Origin of the sequence: Photobacterium kishitanii, from assembly GCF_003026355.1 — a bacterium.
GTDB lineage: Bacteria > Pseudomonadota > Gammaproteobacteria > Enterobacterales > Vibrionaceae > Photobacterium > Photobacterium kishitanii.
On sequence record NZ_PYON01000005.1, the window covers coordinates 210,740 to 227,351 of the forward strand.

At 38.1% G+C, this 16,612-nt stretch carries 10 protein-coding genes; 6 read left to right on the plus strand and 4 right to left on the minus strand.

Translation table 11 applies throughout. From position 1 onward, the window contains the following. Positions 1–177 precede the first annotated feature (177 nt). Positions 178–3,615 carry a M66 family metalloprotease gene (locus C0W29_RS08150; RefSeq protein WP_045043038.1) on the plus strand — a complete coding sequence of 1,146 codons (3,438 nt, stop codon included), beginning with the start codon at positions 178–180 and terminating at the stop codon, positions 3,613–3,615. A 73-nt stretch (positions 3,616–3,688) separates the two neighbouring features. Here C0W29_RS08150 and C0W29_RS08155 read toward each other — a convergent pair whose 3' ends face one another. Beyond that, complete coding sequence (locus C0W29_RS08155) at positions 3,689–4,606, minus strand: permease (protein WP_045045240.1); 918 nt, start codon at positions 4,604–4,606, stop codon at positions 3,689–3,691. Between the two features lie 303 nt (positions 4,607–4,909). Here C0W29_RS08155 and dokD point away from each other — a divergent pair, with 303 nt between their 5' ends. The 4 genes from dokD to C0W29_RS08175 all read left to right on the plus strand — a co-directional run bounded on the left by dokD (position 4,910) and on the right by C0W29_RS08175 (position 10,421). Then, positions 4,910–6,307, plus strand: a complete 1,398-nt coding sequence (gene dokD, locus C0W29_RS08160; protein WP_045043036.1) for an ornithine/lysine decarboxylase DokD — start codon at positions 4,910–4,912, stop codon at positions 6,305–6,307. Between the two features lie 55 nt (positions 6,308–6,362). Beyond that, entirely contained in the window at positions 6,363–7,778 is a 1,416-nt protein-coding gene (locus C0W29_RS08165; protein ID WP_045045241.1) for an APC family permease, read from the plus strand. Between the two features lie 65 nt (positions 7,779–7,843). Further along, positions 7,844–8,950, plus strand: a complete 1,107-nt coding sequence (locus C0W29_RS08170; RefSeq protein ID WP_045045242.1) for an alanine/ornithine racemase family PLP-dependent enzyme — start codon at positions 7,844–7,846, stop codon at positions 8,948–8,950. A 100-nt stretch (positions 8,951–9,050) separates the two neighbouring features. Beyond that, complete coding sequence (locus tag C0W29_RS08175; protein ID WP_045045243.1) at positions 9,051–10,421, plus strand: amino acid permease; 1,371 nt, start codon at positions 9,051–9,053, stop codon at positions 10,419–10,421. Between the two features lie 26 nt (positions 10,422–10,447). On the opposite strand, the gene C0W29_RS08180 is transcribed toward C0W29_RS08175, so the two are convergent. Together C0W29_RS08180 and C0W29_RS08185 are read right to left on the minus strand one after the other, a co-directional pair. Next, positions 10,448–11,881 (minus strand): sigma-54 interaction domain-containing protein, encoded by a 1,434-nt coding sequence (locus C0W29_RS08180; protein ID WP_107174043.1) that lies wholly within the window; start codon positions 11,879–11,881, stop codon positions 10,448–10,450. A gap of 215 nt (positions 11,882–12,096) precedes the next feature. Further along, complete coding sequence (locus C0W29_RS08185) at positions 12,097–12,402, minus strand: ArsR/SmtB family transcription factor (protein WP_373455551.1); 306 nt, start codon at positions 12,400–12,402, stop codon at positions 12,097–12,099. A 199-nt stretch (positions 12,403–12,601) separates the two neighbouring features. Between C0W29_RS08185 and C0W29_RS08190 the strand changes: the two genes are divergently transcribed. Continuing rightward, positions 12,602–13,570 carry a nucleoside hydrolase gene (locus C0W29_RS08190; RefSeq protein WP_045045244.1) on the plus strand — a complete coding sequence of 323 codons (969 nt, stop codon included), beginning with the start codon at positions 12,602–12,604 and terminating at the stop codon, positions 13,568–13,570. A gap of 64 nt (positions 13,571–13,634) precedes the next feature. On the opposite strand, the gene mgtA is transcribed toward C0W29_RS08190, so the two are convergent. Further along, positions 13,635–16,367 (minus strand): magnesium-translocating P-type ATPase, encoded by a 2,733-nt coding sequence (gene mgtA / locus C0W29_RS08195; RefSeq protein WP_045045245.1) that lies wholly within the window; start codon positions 16,365–16,367, stop codon positions 13,635–13,637. Positions 16,368–16,612 lie beyond the last annotated feature (245 nt).

The following is a 16,612-nucleotide window of genomic DNA, read 5'->3' on the forward strand; positions in this document are numbered from 1 at the left end:
AAAGCTAAAAACAGCGTGCAATGTAGTGAAAGCAAACGATTGCGTCAACTGTTTTTTTGACCTCCTTATCAATAGTTATTCTTATACATACCATAAATATAACTTGTTAACTTGGAGGGGGTAATATATTTTATTGAGAGCGAAAAAACGCTTCTTTTGGGTGGTAGGAGTCATACAATGAAAGTTAAATTATTATCTGTACTTATCGGTGGAAGCTTGTTCAGTTCTGGCGTTTTTGCAACTGAAAGCTCATTGACAGAAATTGCGACAAAGACATTTGAAACGCTCAACAATATGCAATCACTTGCTGCTCAGCCAAGTAATGTTATTGAACGTGATGGTAAAAGATATCTACAATATCAAGGTAAAGAATATTGGTTGAATCATGAAAATTCGCCAAAATTCCCATTAAATGATGCAAATGGTGTTTATAGTGCGGCATTTCCATTTGTTGGTCCTGAATGGGAGTATGTTGCTTATAATGGTGGTTTTTACTTACTTCATCGTCAATTTGGGGTCATGAACTCTGATGACAGTGGTTGCTTTGTTGAATATTTACCAGCAGCGCGAGGTTCTCAACATGATGATGGTAGTTATATTTGGGAAAGCGAGTTAGTACAACGAACGGTTACCTCTGATTGTGGTGATTTGGCGATGCCTATCATTTCTGGATTTAAGGCTGCCTCTATTTCTGATACCGGTGTTGAATTGGTGTGGGATGATATTGTACAAGGTAATAATTACAAGATTGAATTAACTGCACATACACCTGGTGAGTCTTCTATTACTTATAACTATACAGCCGATAGTTCAGGTTTTTATATTGCAGCTCTTGAGCCAAGTACCCAATATGAAGTGAAGTTAGTTGAATGTAATCAACTTGGATGTGATGAGAAAACTTTTTCTTTCAATACCCTATCATCACGTTTAAGTTACAACGATAGTCGTAAAGCAGTTAACCATTTAGTGGGTAACCTGAGCGCGAATATTGCACTAGCACAGACACATACTAGCGTTGCACCTTATGGTAATGATGAGCTTAAACATCCTAATTTGGTGATGAACCGAGAAAGTTTATTACTTGTTACGCCTAAAACTAGAAATGTTAATCAGCTATGGGTTGATGTTGAAGTTGATGGTGTGAGTATGGGGCGTTTTTTAATGCATCCACCAAGTGCATTACCTGATACTGATCAGCGCGATAATGGCAAAAGTAAAGTAATGTTCTCTCATTACGCATGGAGTTTACCGTTAAGCTGGGAATGGATGAAGCCAGGGTTGACGCTACGATTTAGTGACAACCGTGGTCGTGAAGGTGAATTAACTCAAGACTTATTGGTCTTTGGTGGTGCGCCTGAGTTGGTTATTCAAAATATTGATATTGGTATGTTAGTTGAGCCTCGTAATCAATATGACATGATCAATAATATGGAACAGCTAGCCACTGATTATTTTCAGAAAATTCCAGTATCTAAAATGGTAGTAGCTGACTATACCCCGTTACACCTTCGCAAAGTAACGCTGCCTAATGGTAAGGTTTACACCAAAGCCAGTGAATACGAAACACCGGGAGTTTATGCGGGTGATATGCGTGAATTTATTGGTAAGCGATTAATTTCTCTTGGTATTAATAATGCCAACTTTGGTGTAGTTGATACTGCGGGTGGTGATGCTAGTTGGCCTCGTCCATTTAGCCATATTACCGCCCATAATAATCGTGGTCGTTATTTAGCTAAAGATAAAGAGACTGGTGTTATTACGTCTACTGTTGTTAACCATGGTTTAAGCGGTGGTGGCGGTATTGTTACGTTAAGTTCAACCCGTGGTAATGAATGGTCGCATGAACTTGGACATAACTTTGGCCGAGGGCATCATCCTAAAAATGCATCTATTCATGATATGGAGTCAGGTTGGGGTTGGGATGCTCGCTACCAACGCTTTATTGGTAATATCCATTGGTCTGATACTGCAATTACCATGACCAACGATAACAGTGGTGAAAGTGTGCCACCATTTGCGAATGAATTCCGTTTTATGCGTGAAGCCATGGGCGGCGGTGAAAATGCGTTAACAGGTTTAATCAGTCATTATACCTTAGAGCATCCAATGGCAACGCGAGTGACTCAAGATTGGTTTAATCGTTCCAATAATCTTGATGCAAATAGCTCAACAGGTTTTGTTCAATGGGATCAAGCAAGCCAACGTTATATTGAATCAGAAACGGGTTTTGCTGCACCAACACAGCAAGGTGTTCCGGTGATCACTGTACTTGGAATTTATGATCCAGCAGAAGCAAATCCTAGCCAGATTTATCCATTAACGTATTCAAATTACGGTAACTTATTTGATCTACCTGCTCCAAGTACGGTTGCTCCTCAACGTGAAGGCTGGGTATCAGTGGCAGACATGAGTGATACCGAGCGTAATGATACTGAATGGCAAACCATTAAAATAGATAATCAGTGGTTGCCTTTATGTCAGTTTAATTACACTAATACCGATGGTGTGACGGCAAACTTTGTTGGTTTCGAGAACACTGAAACGGCTACATGTCAGGTATCATCTGATATGTACTGGTCGGTTAATAATCAACGTGAAGTCCCTGTTTCTAGCGTTAATGGTTATCAACTGCTGGCCTCTAAAGGTGAGAAAGTAGGTAATGTTACCTATACCCCAACGATTGAGTTGGGTGAAAAAACATTATGTACCTTAGATAAAGCTGGTACATCACATGATGGTGCCGGATTTATTGAGAATAATCGCTGTATGCAAATAGCTGATGTTAAGCATACCAATGGTGCAAATTGGGCTTACGCAAGTCATCAAGGTGGAATTAAGCAATATAGTTTCGCTTCACAAAAGCAGTGTAAATTAGTTGTTGAAGCTGAAAATGGTGAGATCAGTAATATTGCATTAAGTGGTTCTCGCCATAATAGTAATGAAAGTAATAAGTTACATGTAAACTTACCGGCGGATAACCATCCAGCTCGTATCACTATTGAATGTGCATCCACCACTGGTAGTGAATCGGTATTAGATACAGTAATGACGCCACGTAACCCAGCGGTTGCTGATCTAAAGGGGCCAGTGATCATTGGTCAAGAGTATGGTTATAAAGTGCTTGAATCAGCAATACCTGCGGGTTGGTTTGCACATACGGACGGTTTTGATCCAGCGACATTATCGACGCGCGATCGTAGCTCATTAGCAACGTTAAGTGTCGGTAGTGAAAGACCAAATGTTTGTCGTTTCCAATTAGTGATTAATGGTGTTGAGCAAACTGTACATGGATACGTTGAGGATTTTGGTAACGGAGATTTTCAATGTACAGGCGGTTCGGAAATAACAGTGACAGATAGTCAAGGTGAACAACCATTGTTATCGGCTGTTAACCAATTTGAATGGATGTCTCTTAATAATCCTCAACAAGTGGGCCAACGAGTTAAAGCGGTTGCAGATAGTGATGCCAACTTATGTAGCGTAACACGTGGTGGCTTTTACGGTGCAGGGTTTATTAATGCTGGCGGTCAATGTACTCAAGTTGCTGGTATAAAATGGTCTAATGGTAATCATTGGACATTCTCTAGTGGTCACGGGCAATACAGTTACCGTTAATTAAAGGTAAGAATAAATTAAGTAAATCCCTCAGCTAATAAGGTGAGGGATTTTTTATATTTTAATCGTCTTTTTAAAACAGTAATTGATACAGAAAACCAGCACTGATAGCCATACCAATAATAACCACTAAAAATGCGATAATCATTTGATTTTTGAAGATAGATTTTAACAATATCACTTCAGTTAAACTTGCACCCGCACTACCAATGATCAATGTCATCACCGCACCTAGGCTCATTCCTTTGGCTGCTAATGCGGCACTTAATGGAATAACGGCTTCAGCACGAATATAAAGTGGAATACCAATAATCGCAGCAACAGGGATTGCAAATGGGTTATTTTCGCTGGCGATTTTAGCCACAAATTCAGTCGGCATAAAACCGTAAATCATCGATCCTAAAGCGATTCCGCCGATTAAATATGGTAATACTTTTTTAAAATCTGTCCATGTGGTTTGCCAAATTTGAAGCCATTTATTGGTTGGTTTTGGGGTTGAGTTACAGCTAGAACCACAGCACGATGGTTTAGGCTCACTATAAGCTTCAGCTTTAATATATTTTTCAAAGCCTAATTTCTCTAATAGGTAACCCGCAATAATTGAAACCCCCATCGCGATCACAAAATAAAACACCGTCACTTTGATGCCAAAGGTAACTGCAAATAAACCAATAATAATGGGGTTAAGCAGTGGGCTCGCAAACAAAAATACCATCATGGTGCCAAATCCCGCTTTAGCACGTAACAACCCTTTTAAAAATGGAATGGTTGAACATGAACAAAAAGGGGTTATTGCACCGAGTAACCCTGCAATAAAGTAGCCTTTACCGTTTTTGCCACTAAGAATTGCCTGAATTTTTTCGGGTGGAATATAAACCTGTAGTACACCGACTAAATAACTAATCGCAAGAAAAAGTAAGGTAAGTTCTAGCGCAAGAAAACCAAACATATGAAGGGTATTCATTATCATTTCTGAAGTAATAGTGATCATGATATTTATCTCTGTATTTCTAGTATTATCGAAATATAAAGGGTTAGAAATTGTTTGTCAAAATATTTCGATAAATATGGAAATAAAGCAGATGGATTACAGATAAATGGCCATTATAAATTAACCAATTCTCGTTAAAAATAATGAATATCCATTATTTTGAGTAATTTTAATTAGTGGTGATTTTTTGATGGTTTTTGTTTAAGTTGTTTTAAAACAGTTGGTTATCTTTAATTTAAAAGTTGGCACACTCAATGCAGTAAGTGAATCGAACATAAGGTTTTTATTTAGAAGGTATAAGAAATGTTTGACACTGAAATGAGCAACTTTAATCAACAACGTGAGCAAGTAATCAATGGTGATCGTCGATTCTCAACTGTAGATGGCAAGCTAAGATTTGAAAATGTTGAGTTAGACACATTGGCCAAGAAGTATGGTACGCCATTATACGTATATTCCGAGCAAGAAATTGAACGAAATATTCGTGAGATTGAAACTGCATTCTCTGCACATAAAAATACCAAAATATTCTTTGCTTCAAAAGCGTGTTCTGTGATGTCGGTTCTTAAGACGATTAAAAATGCAGGCATTTATGCAGAAGCAAACTCAATGTATGAAGTACGTAAGTGCTTAGAAGTGGGTTTTCTTGGTTCTCAAATTGTATTTAATGGCGTAGTAAAAAAACCAGCAGATCTCGAGTACGCTATTGCGAATGATTTATACATTATTAACGTTGATAGCACGTTTGAACTTGACCATATCGATGCAATTTCTCGTCGTTTAGGTAAAGTTGCGAACGTCTGTGTTCGAGTTGAGCCTAATGTACCATCAGCAACACATGATGAGCTTGTTACGTCGTATCATGCGAAGTCAGGTTTAGATTTAGAGCAGGCAGAACCGACATGTCGCCGAATTTTAGACATGCCTTTTGTTAAATTAAAAGGCCTGCATATGCATGTTGGTGATCAGGTGCCAGAAGCTGAACCGTTTGCTAAAGCGACACGAGTTATGGTTGATGAGTGTCGTAATCTAGAAAGATCATTGGGAATTAAATTTGAGTTAATCAATGTCGGTGGTGGTATTCCAACGCCTTATAAATACGATGAAGAAAACGGTAACCCGCTAGAAGATAATATGTATGCAGGTATTACATCACAAGACTTTGCTGATGCAATTATTTCCGAAGTACATAAATGGCGTGAAGATATTGAAATTGTTATCGAACCAGGCCGTAAGGTTGTGGGATCTGCAGCCGTGCTTCTTACCGAAGTGTCTTGTGAAAAGGTGAAAACATTTTACGATCTTGATGGTAATGTTGAGCAACTTGTTGACTGGACTTTTGTTGATGCTGGTTATAGCCAACTTGCAGATAGTCAGCATTTTGATTGGTTCTTCTATGTATATAATGCCTCAAAAATTAATGAAGCTCACGATAAGTATGTAAAGCTAGCGGGCCCTTTATGTGATGGTGGTGATTACTATCATGTTGGTATTAAAGGTGACTTCTTTGCTGTGCCTAAAAATACCGAAATTAATGATGTGATGGTTTTCTTAGATGCTGGTGCATATACCATCGAAAGCCAAACTGTTTATAACAACCGACCTCGTACTGCTGTTGTCATGATTGATGACAAAGGAGATGACCGTTTAATTCGTCGTGAAGATACGTACGAAGATATTACAGGTCAAGATATCTACTAAGTATTTGAATAGCCTCACATGAAAGTGTGGGGCTCTTTTGTTTAAAGGCGTTGTTATGTCAGATAATAAAAATTTAATGGGGACTAAAGACGCAGTCTTCATGGCTGTTGCTGCAGTACTTGCATTACGTTCTGTACCTATGGTTGCTGGATATGGGCCGTCCGCGATTGCAATTTGGATTATTGCAGCGCTGTTCATGATCCTACCATTATCAATGGTCTGTGGTGAGTTAGCTACAGGTTGGCCACATGATGGTGGTATTTTTGTTTGGGTAAAAGAGGCGTTTGGCGCCCGTGTTGGTTGGGTCTCAACTGTCTGTTTTCTTTTCTCATGTGTAGTGTTTTTTCCATTGATGCTGCAATTTGGTTTTGCCGCCGTGAGTGGCAATATCATGTCAGCAAAAATCGCAGATAATAAAGTTTTTGTTGGTGTTGGATCTGCAGTGATATTTTGGATATTAACGCTTATTAATATGCGAGGGCTTAAATTTACAAATATTGTAAATAGCTTATCAGTATATTTAGGTATTTTTATTCCATCAGCTGTAATAGCGGTTATTGCTATTTATTGGGTTATTTCTGGACACCCAATGCAAACCGATTATGTTTCACAATCAGCAAGTTTTATTCCCGACTTCTCAAAACTATCAAATATAGTTTTAGCATCATCTGCAATGTTTGCATTTGCTGGTTTAGAAGTAACGGGTATGGTTGCTGGACGCATGAAAAATCCGCAACGTGATTTTCCACGCTCAATGATTATTGCTTCAATATTAATTGTAGGTATTTATATTCTAGCCACGATTGCTATTAATACTATATATCCTGCTAGTAAACTAAATGTTGTTTCGGGTATTAGTCAATCAATTGAATTCGCAAGTAATACTTTAGGCATGCCATGGCTTTCTGATGTTATTGGAGGCTGTCTATTCTTTGGTGCAGTTGGACAGATTAACTCTTGGTTAGTGGGTCCTATTTATATGTTTCAAGAAGCAGCTACTGAAGCGAAGATCCTGAAGCCAAATAGTATGGTTGTAAAAATGCATCCTGTGCATGATACACCACATATCGCAATGATTGTACAAGCTATTCTTGTTACTGTAATGTGCTTTTCATCATTCTTGAGTGATTCATTAGAAGGGGCTTATTGGATTCTTTCTGCCATGACTACTGTCTGTTATTTCATTCCTTATTTGCTCTTGTTTAGTGCATATATTGTATTACGTAAAACACGAATGGATGTGCATCGCGCATTTAAGATCCCTGGTAATATTACTCCTTACGTTATTGCAATGATGGGGCTTGTTTCTATTCTGTTTGCTATTGCCATTTTATTTATTCCACCTGATGGTATCGCGCCTGGTAATTTCTGGCTTGATAAAGCTCAGATATTTGGTGGTGCTATTGTCGCAATTATTTTCGCACTGGTTTTATATAGCCGTGGTCAAAAGCGTAATCACGCTGAAGTATAAAAATAATCTGAAGTGTAATTAATAAAAGGAGGGGCGATATTATCGTCCCTGATTTAGGAGTTGTTATGTATAAACCTACGTTAAAAATTAATACTCGAAAATTAAAAGAAAATACTCAAGCTGCTATTAAAGATCTTAATAAGTTTGGTGTATCAATGATGGCTGTAAATAAAGTATTTAATGGCGCCCCTGAAACAGCTCAGGCTGTTGTTGATGCCGGTATTAATGTCATTGCCGAATCAAGAGTTTATAATCTTGCTAAAATGCAACATATTGATTGCTTAAAATGCTTACTACGTAGTCCAGTATTAAGTGAAATTGAAGATGTTATTCGTTACTCAGATCTGAGCTTAAATAGTGAGGAAACGGTTATTCGTGCCCTGGCTGCTGAAGCACAAAAGCAGGGATGTCAGCATGGTGTATTGCTTATGATTGATCTTGGCGATTTGCGCGAAGGTGTATGGTTCGAGAACTACGATGATATCTTACAGCTTATTAAGCTCATTCAAGCATTAGACAATATTTACTTGTATGGTATTGGATCGAATTTCAATTGTTATGGCACGGTACTGCCAACTGTCACCAATGGCGATACATTAGTATCAATAAAGGAAAGACTTGAAGTAGATCTTGGTCAGCCTATTCCATTAACTTCAGCAGGTAACTGTACTAGTTATCATTTAATGGATAAAGGGACATGGCCTGCAGGATTGGATCACTTGCGAATGGGAGGCTTACAAGAGTTTGGTATTGAATATGTTGATATGAAGTACTTGGATGATTACCACCATTCGCACAAAGATGTTGGTTTAGCTTGTTCTGATATGTATATCTTATCTGCTGAAATTATCGAGGTGAATGCAAAACCAACGGTACCTGTTGGTGAATTAGGCGTTGATGCCTTTTTAAATCCCAAAGAGTTTGAGGATAAGGGGATCCGTAAACGTGCATTGCTAGCTTTTGGATTACAAGACGTACCATTTGATGGTTGTCATCCTGTCGATGATAAAATTTCGTTATTAGGTCAAACAAGCGATCATACTTTGATTGATATCGAAGACAGTGAACAGCAACTTCAGGTCGGTGATTGTGTTGAATTTGAATTAGATTACACCGCATTATTGATGGCATGCCAAACCACTGGTATTAAATATCAATTTACTCAAGAGTAACAATTGAGAAGGGGGCATATGGCCCCCTTATGTTTTATTCAGTAGGTGTCATTAGCGTATTTTAGAGAATGAACACTTCACCGTTATTACAGGTTATACAATGGATAATGGGCTAAAGAAAAAACTGAATCTTCGTCATTTAATGATGATATCAATTGGCGGAACAATTGGTACGGGTTTATTTATTGGTATTTCATCACCACTAGAGGTTGCAGGCAGCTTAGGCATGACAATTGCTTATGCCATTGCTGGTATTATCATGTTGTTAACGATGTTGAGTCTGGGAGAATTAAGTAGTGCTATTCCTCACTCAGGTTCATTTCAACACTATATGCGGCTTTTCCTAAAAAATCCCTATTGGTCATTTATTATTGGTTGGTTATATTGGCTGAGTTGGGTGCTAACAATTTCAGCTGATCTCACCGCGACCTCAATGACACTTCATCATCTCTTTCATCAAATTCCTATCGCTGTTTTTATCGGTTGTATTTTATTGTTTATTTGTGGTGTTCATCTTTATACCGTTACTGCTTATGGAGAAAGTGAAACCATCTTTGCATCGCTGAAGATTGTGACGATTATTGCATTTATTATGACTTGTATCGGACTGATCGTGTTTGAACCTACAGTGGTGACTCATAGTGGGATGTTAACTGAAAATAGCCGCTTGCCGCACGGGATCCTTGGAATTATTGCGAGTATGACGACGGTAACATACGCTTTTCAGGGAGTAGAAATCATCGGAACCTTGGCAGGAGAAACTGATGATAAGGGCGGTACGATGAAGAAAGTCATTAAGATGTTGGTTATTCGAGTATTTTTATTTTATATATTAACTACATTGTTGCTATCGTTTGTTTATCCAGCGGGGCTGCATGCTGCAATAAGTCCTTTTGTATGGATTTTTGTTCAAGTAGGAATACCTCATGCTGATGTGTTGATGGAAGTGATTATTGTCTTGTGTGGTTTTTCAGCGTGTAGTTCAGCACTCTATGCCAGTTCAAGATTATTGTGGTCAATGTCTAAAGATAATGTTGCACCATCGTTTTTTGGTCGTATAAATCGTCGAGGTAGCCCATTAGTCGCAGTTATCTTTACCGCGTTTATTGCATCGGTATCATTGGTGAGTGCTTATGTTACGCCTCAACATCTGTATATTATTTTGATTGCGACAACAGGCCAAGTCGGTTGTGCTGCATGGTTTTGTATTGCGTTATGCCATTATAGATTTAGAAAAGAGAAACAATGTGGAAATTTCCCTGAATATCCGATTAAATATCGCGCGCCGTTTTTTCCATGGTTACCGATTATAGCAATGACCTTAAATGGGATTAGTATTATGGGATTGTGGTTTACAACAAATGGTATCGATATATTATTAGCCGAGTTAGCGTTAATTATTTTATTAAGCGGTTGCTATTTATTGCGTAAAAATAAAATATTAGAACAAAATGTAGTACTAATAGAATAAATGAGATAACAACCGTATATTTTAAATTAGAAATTTGTTGATTGGATATTATGTCGCTCTACTTTGTACTGCAAGGTTGAGCGATGAATACCAAGTTCTCTTGCCGCTTTAGATAAGCATCCCTGATGATTATTTAGAGAGTTTATAATTAATTTTCTTTCATAGTCCTTTACGTTTTTATCTAGACTTCCTGATATTTTTTTTTCAACATATGGTACTTGATTATTTGGGGAGTTAATCTGTTCAGATGTCGTTGTAATATCTTTTTTTGGTAATGCTAAATCGATCATATTAATACTTGCTGGTTGTAATTTACCTGGCATATCTTGAAAAATTAAACTGCGAATAATTGTATTTTCTAGCATGCGAACATTACCATCCCAATGAAAGGTTTCAAGCAAGCTTTTAGTACTTTCGGCAAGGCCTGTGATGTTATGATTAAGAGTAGTTTGGTATTTTTCGATGAAATAATTAGCAAGTAATGCGATATCTTCTTTTCTATCTTTAAGTTTTGGAATTGTGATAAAACCCACACAGAGACGATAAAAAAGATCTTCTCGAAGTCGCTCTTCTTTGATTAATAGAGCAGGGGATTCGTTAACAGCGGCAACAACACGCACGTTTGAGTGATGTTCACGATCGCCACCCAAACGCCAATAACTTTTATCTTGAAGGTAACGTAATAACTTAGGTTGCATATCAATACTTAGAGAGTTGAGTTCATCAAGAAATAAAGTGCCACCTTCAGCCATTTCAATGTAACCTTTTTTCTTCTCAGAGCCAGTATATGCCCCTTTTTCAGTGCCAAACATCATGCTTTCAATGAGATTTTCTGGAATTGCGGCACAGTTAACCGCAATAAATGGTTTTTGACTGCGGTTGCTATTGTCATGAATTAATCGAGCAAAGAGTTCTTTACCTGTACCTGTAGCACCGTAGATCATTACCGGTACATCTTGCTGTGCAATTTTTGCTGCTTGTTCTACGGTGTGTTCCATTTCTTTTGAGCGGTAAATAATCGTTGGACTTTTACCTTTTTGAGTGTGCTGAGATAGTGTTTTTATGAGTGAAGACACTTCTTTCGTCATGCGTTGAGAAATGTTTTTACTTAATCCTATTTCAATTGCTCCAATAATATGTCCGCAATCATCATACAGTGGTGAAGTTGAATGAACATATTCAACTTTATTACCGTATTTATTGTAATAAATTTGAGTGCTTGATTTATATTCAGAACCATAAATTGCAGCTTGCAGCATAGTGCTAGATTCTGTATCCATATCTTTATATAGCGAGAGGATATTTGCCCCTAAAGCTTCTTTTTTTGGTATTTGATCTATTTGCGCACTCGCATCATTATAATAAAGATAAACACCTTGAGTATTTATTATAGCAATTGGAACATCTAACAACTCAAAAAATGGACCAAATGAATTGATTAAGTTTGAAAGTTTAATCATTACATCTCCAGTTGATAAATAAACAATATTGTTTATTACAAAGGGATCTACAATATATTAAGCTATTTTTTCTATCAATATGCCGATATAGAATGAGTTATTTATTTTATCAATCTAATTATTCATCATAGCGCCATAAAATAATATTATCGGTACAGTTTACATCTATAAAAAGACATTATTAATTATAATGTGCAATAAGTTGATAGTGACCGTTAGTTTTCATCAATACAACATTCATCTTGGAGAAAGTTGATCACATTGGTTAAAGCATCATATTGAGCAACGCAAAAAAGAGTTCGTCCTTCACGGCGTTGAATCAGTAATCCCGCAGAAGCAAGACTAGAGATATGGTGCGACAGGGTAGAGCCAGGGATAGCAAGTTGTTGCTGAATATCGCCAACAGCAATACCTTGATAACCAGCTTTAATAACACGTTTAAAAATGGCTAAACGGGTTGGATGGCCTAGCTCTTTGAGTGATTTAGCGATCTCGTTAATGTCGATCTGTTGATTTGTCATAATTAAAGGTGGCCTTTTATTTCTGGTATTGTCGAAATATAACTAACTGGAGCCTAAAAAGAAAGCTTACTGAAGTCGTTATTTATCTACAACTATCACAGAAACGGTGCTAGTAGTCATTTATTCTCTTTCAAATAACGTTCCTAAACTTGTGGGCGGTCGATACGTGCTATCAACGATAGAGTTTATAAAATAAATTATGACAAAAAAAATTATATTAGATACTGATCCTGGTATTGATGATGCGATGGCGATTTTATTTGCAGAAGCCCATCCTGAAATTGAATTAGTTGCCCTTACTACGGTATTTGGTAACGCAACTATTGATAATGGCACTCGTAACGCTTTGTATCTTAAAGAGCGTTTTAATATGCAAGCGACTATTGCCAAAGGAGCTAGTCAGCCATTGGTCCGTGCACCTGTAGGTCCTACTGAAATCGTGCATGGGGTAACAGGTTTAGGTGATTTTCAGATCCCAGAGTCATTTATAGGGCGTTATGATTCACGTCCAGCATATCAATATATTATCGATACTGTAAAAGCACATCCTAAAGAAATCACTTTGGTGGCTGTCGGGCCATTAACCAACCTTGCTTTAGCATTACAAGCGGCACCTGAAATAGCAGAATTAGTGGCAGAGGTTGTGGTGATGGGCGGTGCATTTGGGGTTAACGATCATCATGGCAATGTTACTCCTTATGCTGAAGCTAATATTCATGATGATCCCCATGCCGCGGATATTGTTTTTTGTGCTCCTTGGCCGGTGACGATCATTGGATTAGATGTAACAGAAGAAAGTTTCTTTAGTGCTGGTTATTTGGATAAATTGCGCCATGATGCAGGCGATGTTGGTGAGTTTATCTTTGATATTAGTCGTTATTACTTACGTTTTTATTCTCAGAAAGTGGGTCTTGATGGCTGTCATGTACATGATCCTTCAGCGATTGCTTATGTAATTAATCCGGCATTATTTACCACTCGAAAAGGATCTGTGCGGGTTGTTTGTGAGGGGCCAGCAAGTGGAATGACGCTGCAGAAGCTGGATAAAAGACAGTATCAAACTGATGAGTGGTCATCGATGCCAACTCAACGCGTTGGGGTTACGGTTAATTCAGAGCAGTTATTAGCATTATACCATCAGACTATTATTGAATACGCCCACGTATAACCATATAACAAACGGCTACTTTATAAGTAGCCGTTTGAGTATTAGGCTCGGTATAAATATTCGTTTAGAACCAACAGCCAAAGCGACGAATATAGAAGCGTTTCATACCTTGTGCAACCAAGCAGTAACTAAATAAAATTGCAACTAACCAAGGGAAGTAATGCCAAGGTAGTGCTTGTAAACCAACTAATGGACCCAATGGCGAGAAGGGTAATGTAATACCTAAAACCACCACGAGTACTGTAGCAACAATCACCGGTAATGCCGCTGTACTTTGAATAAATGGAATTTTCTGGGTCCGTAGCATATGTACAACTAATGTTTGTGATAATAACCCTTCAATAAACCAACCTGAATGGAATAAAGCTTGATGAGCTGGCGTATTGGCACCAAACACAAACCACATTAATGCAAAGGTTGTTACGTCGAAAATAGATGACGTTGGGCCGAGCCAAACCATAAAACGGCCAATGTTCTGTGCATCCCATTTACGAGGCTTACGTAAGAACTCTTTGTCCATTCGATCCCAAGGCAATGCTAATTGAGAAATATCGTATAATAAGTTTTGGATCAACAACTGAATTGCTAGCATTGGTAAGAACGGTAAGAAGGCACTGGCTATTAATACTGAAAAGACATTACCGAAGTTTGAACTCGCAGTCATATTTAAGTATTTAATAATATTGCCAAAGGTTTCACGACCTTTAATCACACCTTCTTCTAACACCATCAAGTTCTTTTCAAGCAAAATAATATCAGCAGATTCTTTCGCTATATCGGTACCAGTATCGACGGAAATACCCACATCAGCATCTCGTAGCGCTGGCGCATCGTTAATACCATCCCCTAAAAAGCCAACAGTGTGACCATTCTTTTGTAATGTTTTAAGTACTCGTGACTTTTGTAATGGGGTGAGTTTTGCAAAAATAGTTCGTTGCTCGACTAATTGCGCTAACGCAGTATCATCTAAACGTTCGATTTCGGTGCCTAATAATGGTTCGCCAGGCTCTAAACCCACATCGCGACAAACTTTGCTGGTAACGACTGGATTATCACCCGTTAATACTTTCACCATCACGCCATTTTCGCGTAACGCCGCAATTGCAGTAATGGCACTTTCTTTAGGTGGATCTAAGAAGGTCAGCAAGCCGTGGACAACTAAATCACGTTCATCATCTTTTTGGAGCGGTAGTTCGCAACCTTTAATTCCTAAATCACGGGTACCGACCAATAAGACTCGAAAGCCTTGTTTATTATATTGTTCAGCTAACGCCATTAACTTTTCACGACGAGTTGTATCAAGCGCGATCACATGGCCGCTATCATTAATATGGGTGGCTATAGCAAGCATTTCTTCTACCGCACCTTTACAAATCAAGGTGTGGTTATCGTGTTCATCACCGACAACAATTGATAACCGCCGACGAACAAAATCAAATGGCAATTCATCCACTTTGTAAAAGCAACTTAAATGACTTAGAGTCTGGTTTTCTTTTGCAAAGTGTAAAATAGCCTGATCCATCAAGTTTTTTAATCCACTTTGATGGTGACTATTAAGCCAAGCAAGGGCTAAAACATGTTCGTCATTGCTACCTTGAACGTTAATGTGATGTTCTAGAATGATCCTATCTTGCGTTAATGTACCGGTCTTATCGGTACACAAGACATCCATCGCACCAAAATTTTGGATCGCATTAAGGTGTTTTACCACCACTTTACGACGCGCCATCATCATCGCGCCCTTGGCAAGGTTAGAACTGACAATCATTGGTAACATTTCAGGGGTTAAACCTACCGCGACGGCTAATGCAAACAGTGCTGCGTCAATCCAGTTACCTTTAGTAAAACCATTAATTAACAGTACAATAGGCACCATCACTAGCATAAAACGAATTAATAACCAGCTAACGCTATTTACACCGCGATCAAATGCTGTTTGCGAACGAGTACCGATAATTGACTTAGCTAATGAGCCAAAATAAGTCTCTGAGCCAGTAGCCACAACAACCGCCATGGCTGTTCCACTTGAGACATTGGTGCCCATTAAACATATGTTCGGCATTTCAATTAGTTCAGCTTCATGGTTACTGTCAGCATTAGCGGTTTCTGAGGCTTGATTATTTATATTGATTGGTGATTGATAAGGAGTATCTGTTTTTTCAACAGGAATAGATTCGCCAGTTAATGCCGCTTGGCTAATAAATAAATCACGTGCCTCCAATAATTTAATATCAGCAGGAATCATGTCGCCAGCCATTAAGTGAATAATATCGCCTGGCACTAATTGCTGGAGTGCAATTTCAGTTACTTCTTCTGGTGCATTTGTATGGGCACGACGACGTACAGTTGCAGTGGTGCGTACCATTGATTTGAGTGCTTCAGCTGCTTTGTTAGTACGGAACTCTTGAATAAAACGTAAAGCAGCACTCAATGTCACCATCGTACCAATGATTACTACACTTGAAATACTTGTTGGTTGGCCATGTTCTTTAGGTAACCAGTAATTAGTAATATCACTAATGATTGCTAATATAATTAGTACATAAATAAATGGATTATTAAAGGCAGCTAAAAGTTGAAAAAAAACATTAGGTGCTTTTTCATGAGAGACTTGGTTTAAACCGTGTGTTTGTAAACGGTCTTCAACGTCATCCTGAGTTAAGCCTTGTTTGCTGGTGGATAAATTGGATAAAGTAGCATCAACGCTATTACGACCTTCTTGTGCAATTAAAAAAGGTGTATTAGTGTCTGCTTTTCGGCGTGAGTTTACCGTTGCATTTGATTTAATTTGAGTCATGAGCTTTGCTCTAAATAAAAATTTCACTCGATAGCGCGAGTGTTTATATAACAATTTATTGCATGCGAAATAAAAAATAATCGACAATCATGCTCAGAAAATAAGCATAAAAAGTAAATTAATATCGAAAGGGATTATCGACTAGGAGGAAAAAGAGAGTGGGTGTCTAGAATAAATAATATCATCAGTAGCTACCAAGAATAAATCACATCACATATAAAAACAGTAAGTGAATGCGATATCAC

What these genes read in the sequence shown, in the direction of transcription:
- C0W29_RS08150 (WP_045043038.1), top strand. Translation starts at nt 178, where the DNA reads ATGAAAGTTAAATTATTATCTGTACTTATCGGTGGAAGCTTGTTCAGT.
- C0W29_RS08155 (WP_045045240.1), bottom strand. Translation starts at nt 4,606, where the DNA reads ATGATCACTATTACTTCAGAAATGATAATGAATACCCTTCATATGTTT.
- dokD (WP_045043036.1), top strand. Translation starts at nt 4,910, where the DNA reads ATGTTTGACACTGAAATGAGCAACTTTAATCAACAACGTGAGCAAGTA.
- C0W29_RS08165 (WP_045045241.1), top strand. Translation starts at nt 6,363, where the DNA reads ATGTCAGATAATAAAAATTTAATGGGGACTAAAGACGCAGTCTTCATG.
- C0W29_RS08170 (WP_045045242.1), top strand. Translation starts at nt 7,844, where the DNA reads ATGTATAAACCTACGTTAAAAATTAATACTCGAAAATTAAAAGAAAAT.
- C0W29_RS08175 (WP_045045243.1), top strand. Translation starts at nt 9,051, where the DNA reads ATGGATAATGGGCTAAAGAAAAAACTGAATCTTCGTCATTTAATGATG.
- C0W29_RS08180 (WP_107174043.1), bottom strand. Translation starts at nt 11,881, where the DNA reads ATGATTAAACTTTCAAACTTAATCAATTCATTTGGTCCATTTTTTGAG.
- C0W29_RS08185 (WP_373455551.1), bottom strand. Translation starts at nt 12,402, where the DNA reads ATGACAAATCAACAGATCGACATTAACGAGATCGCTAAATCACTCAAA.
- C0W29_RS08190 (WP_045045244.1), top strand. Translation starts at nt 12,602, where the DNA reads ATGACAAAAAAAATTATATTAGATACTGATCCTGGTATTGATGATGCG.
- mgtA (WP_045045245.1), bottom strand. Translation starts at nt 16,367, where the DNA reads ATGACTCAAATTAAATCAAATGCAACGGTAAACTCACGCCGAAAAGCA.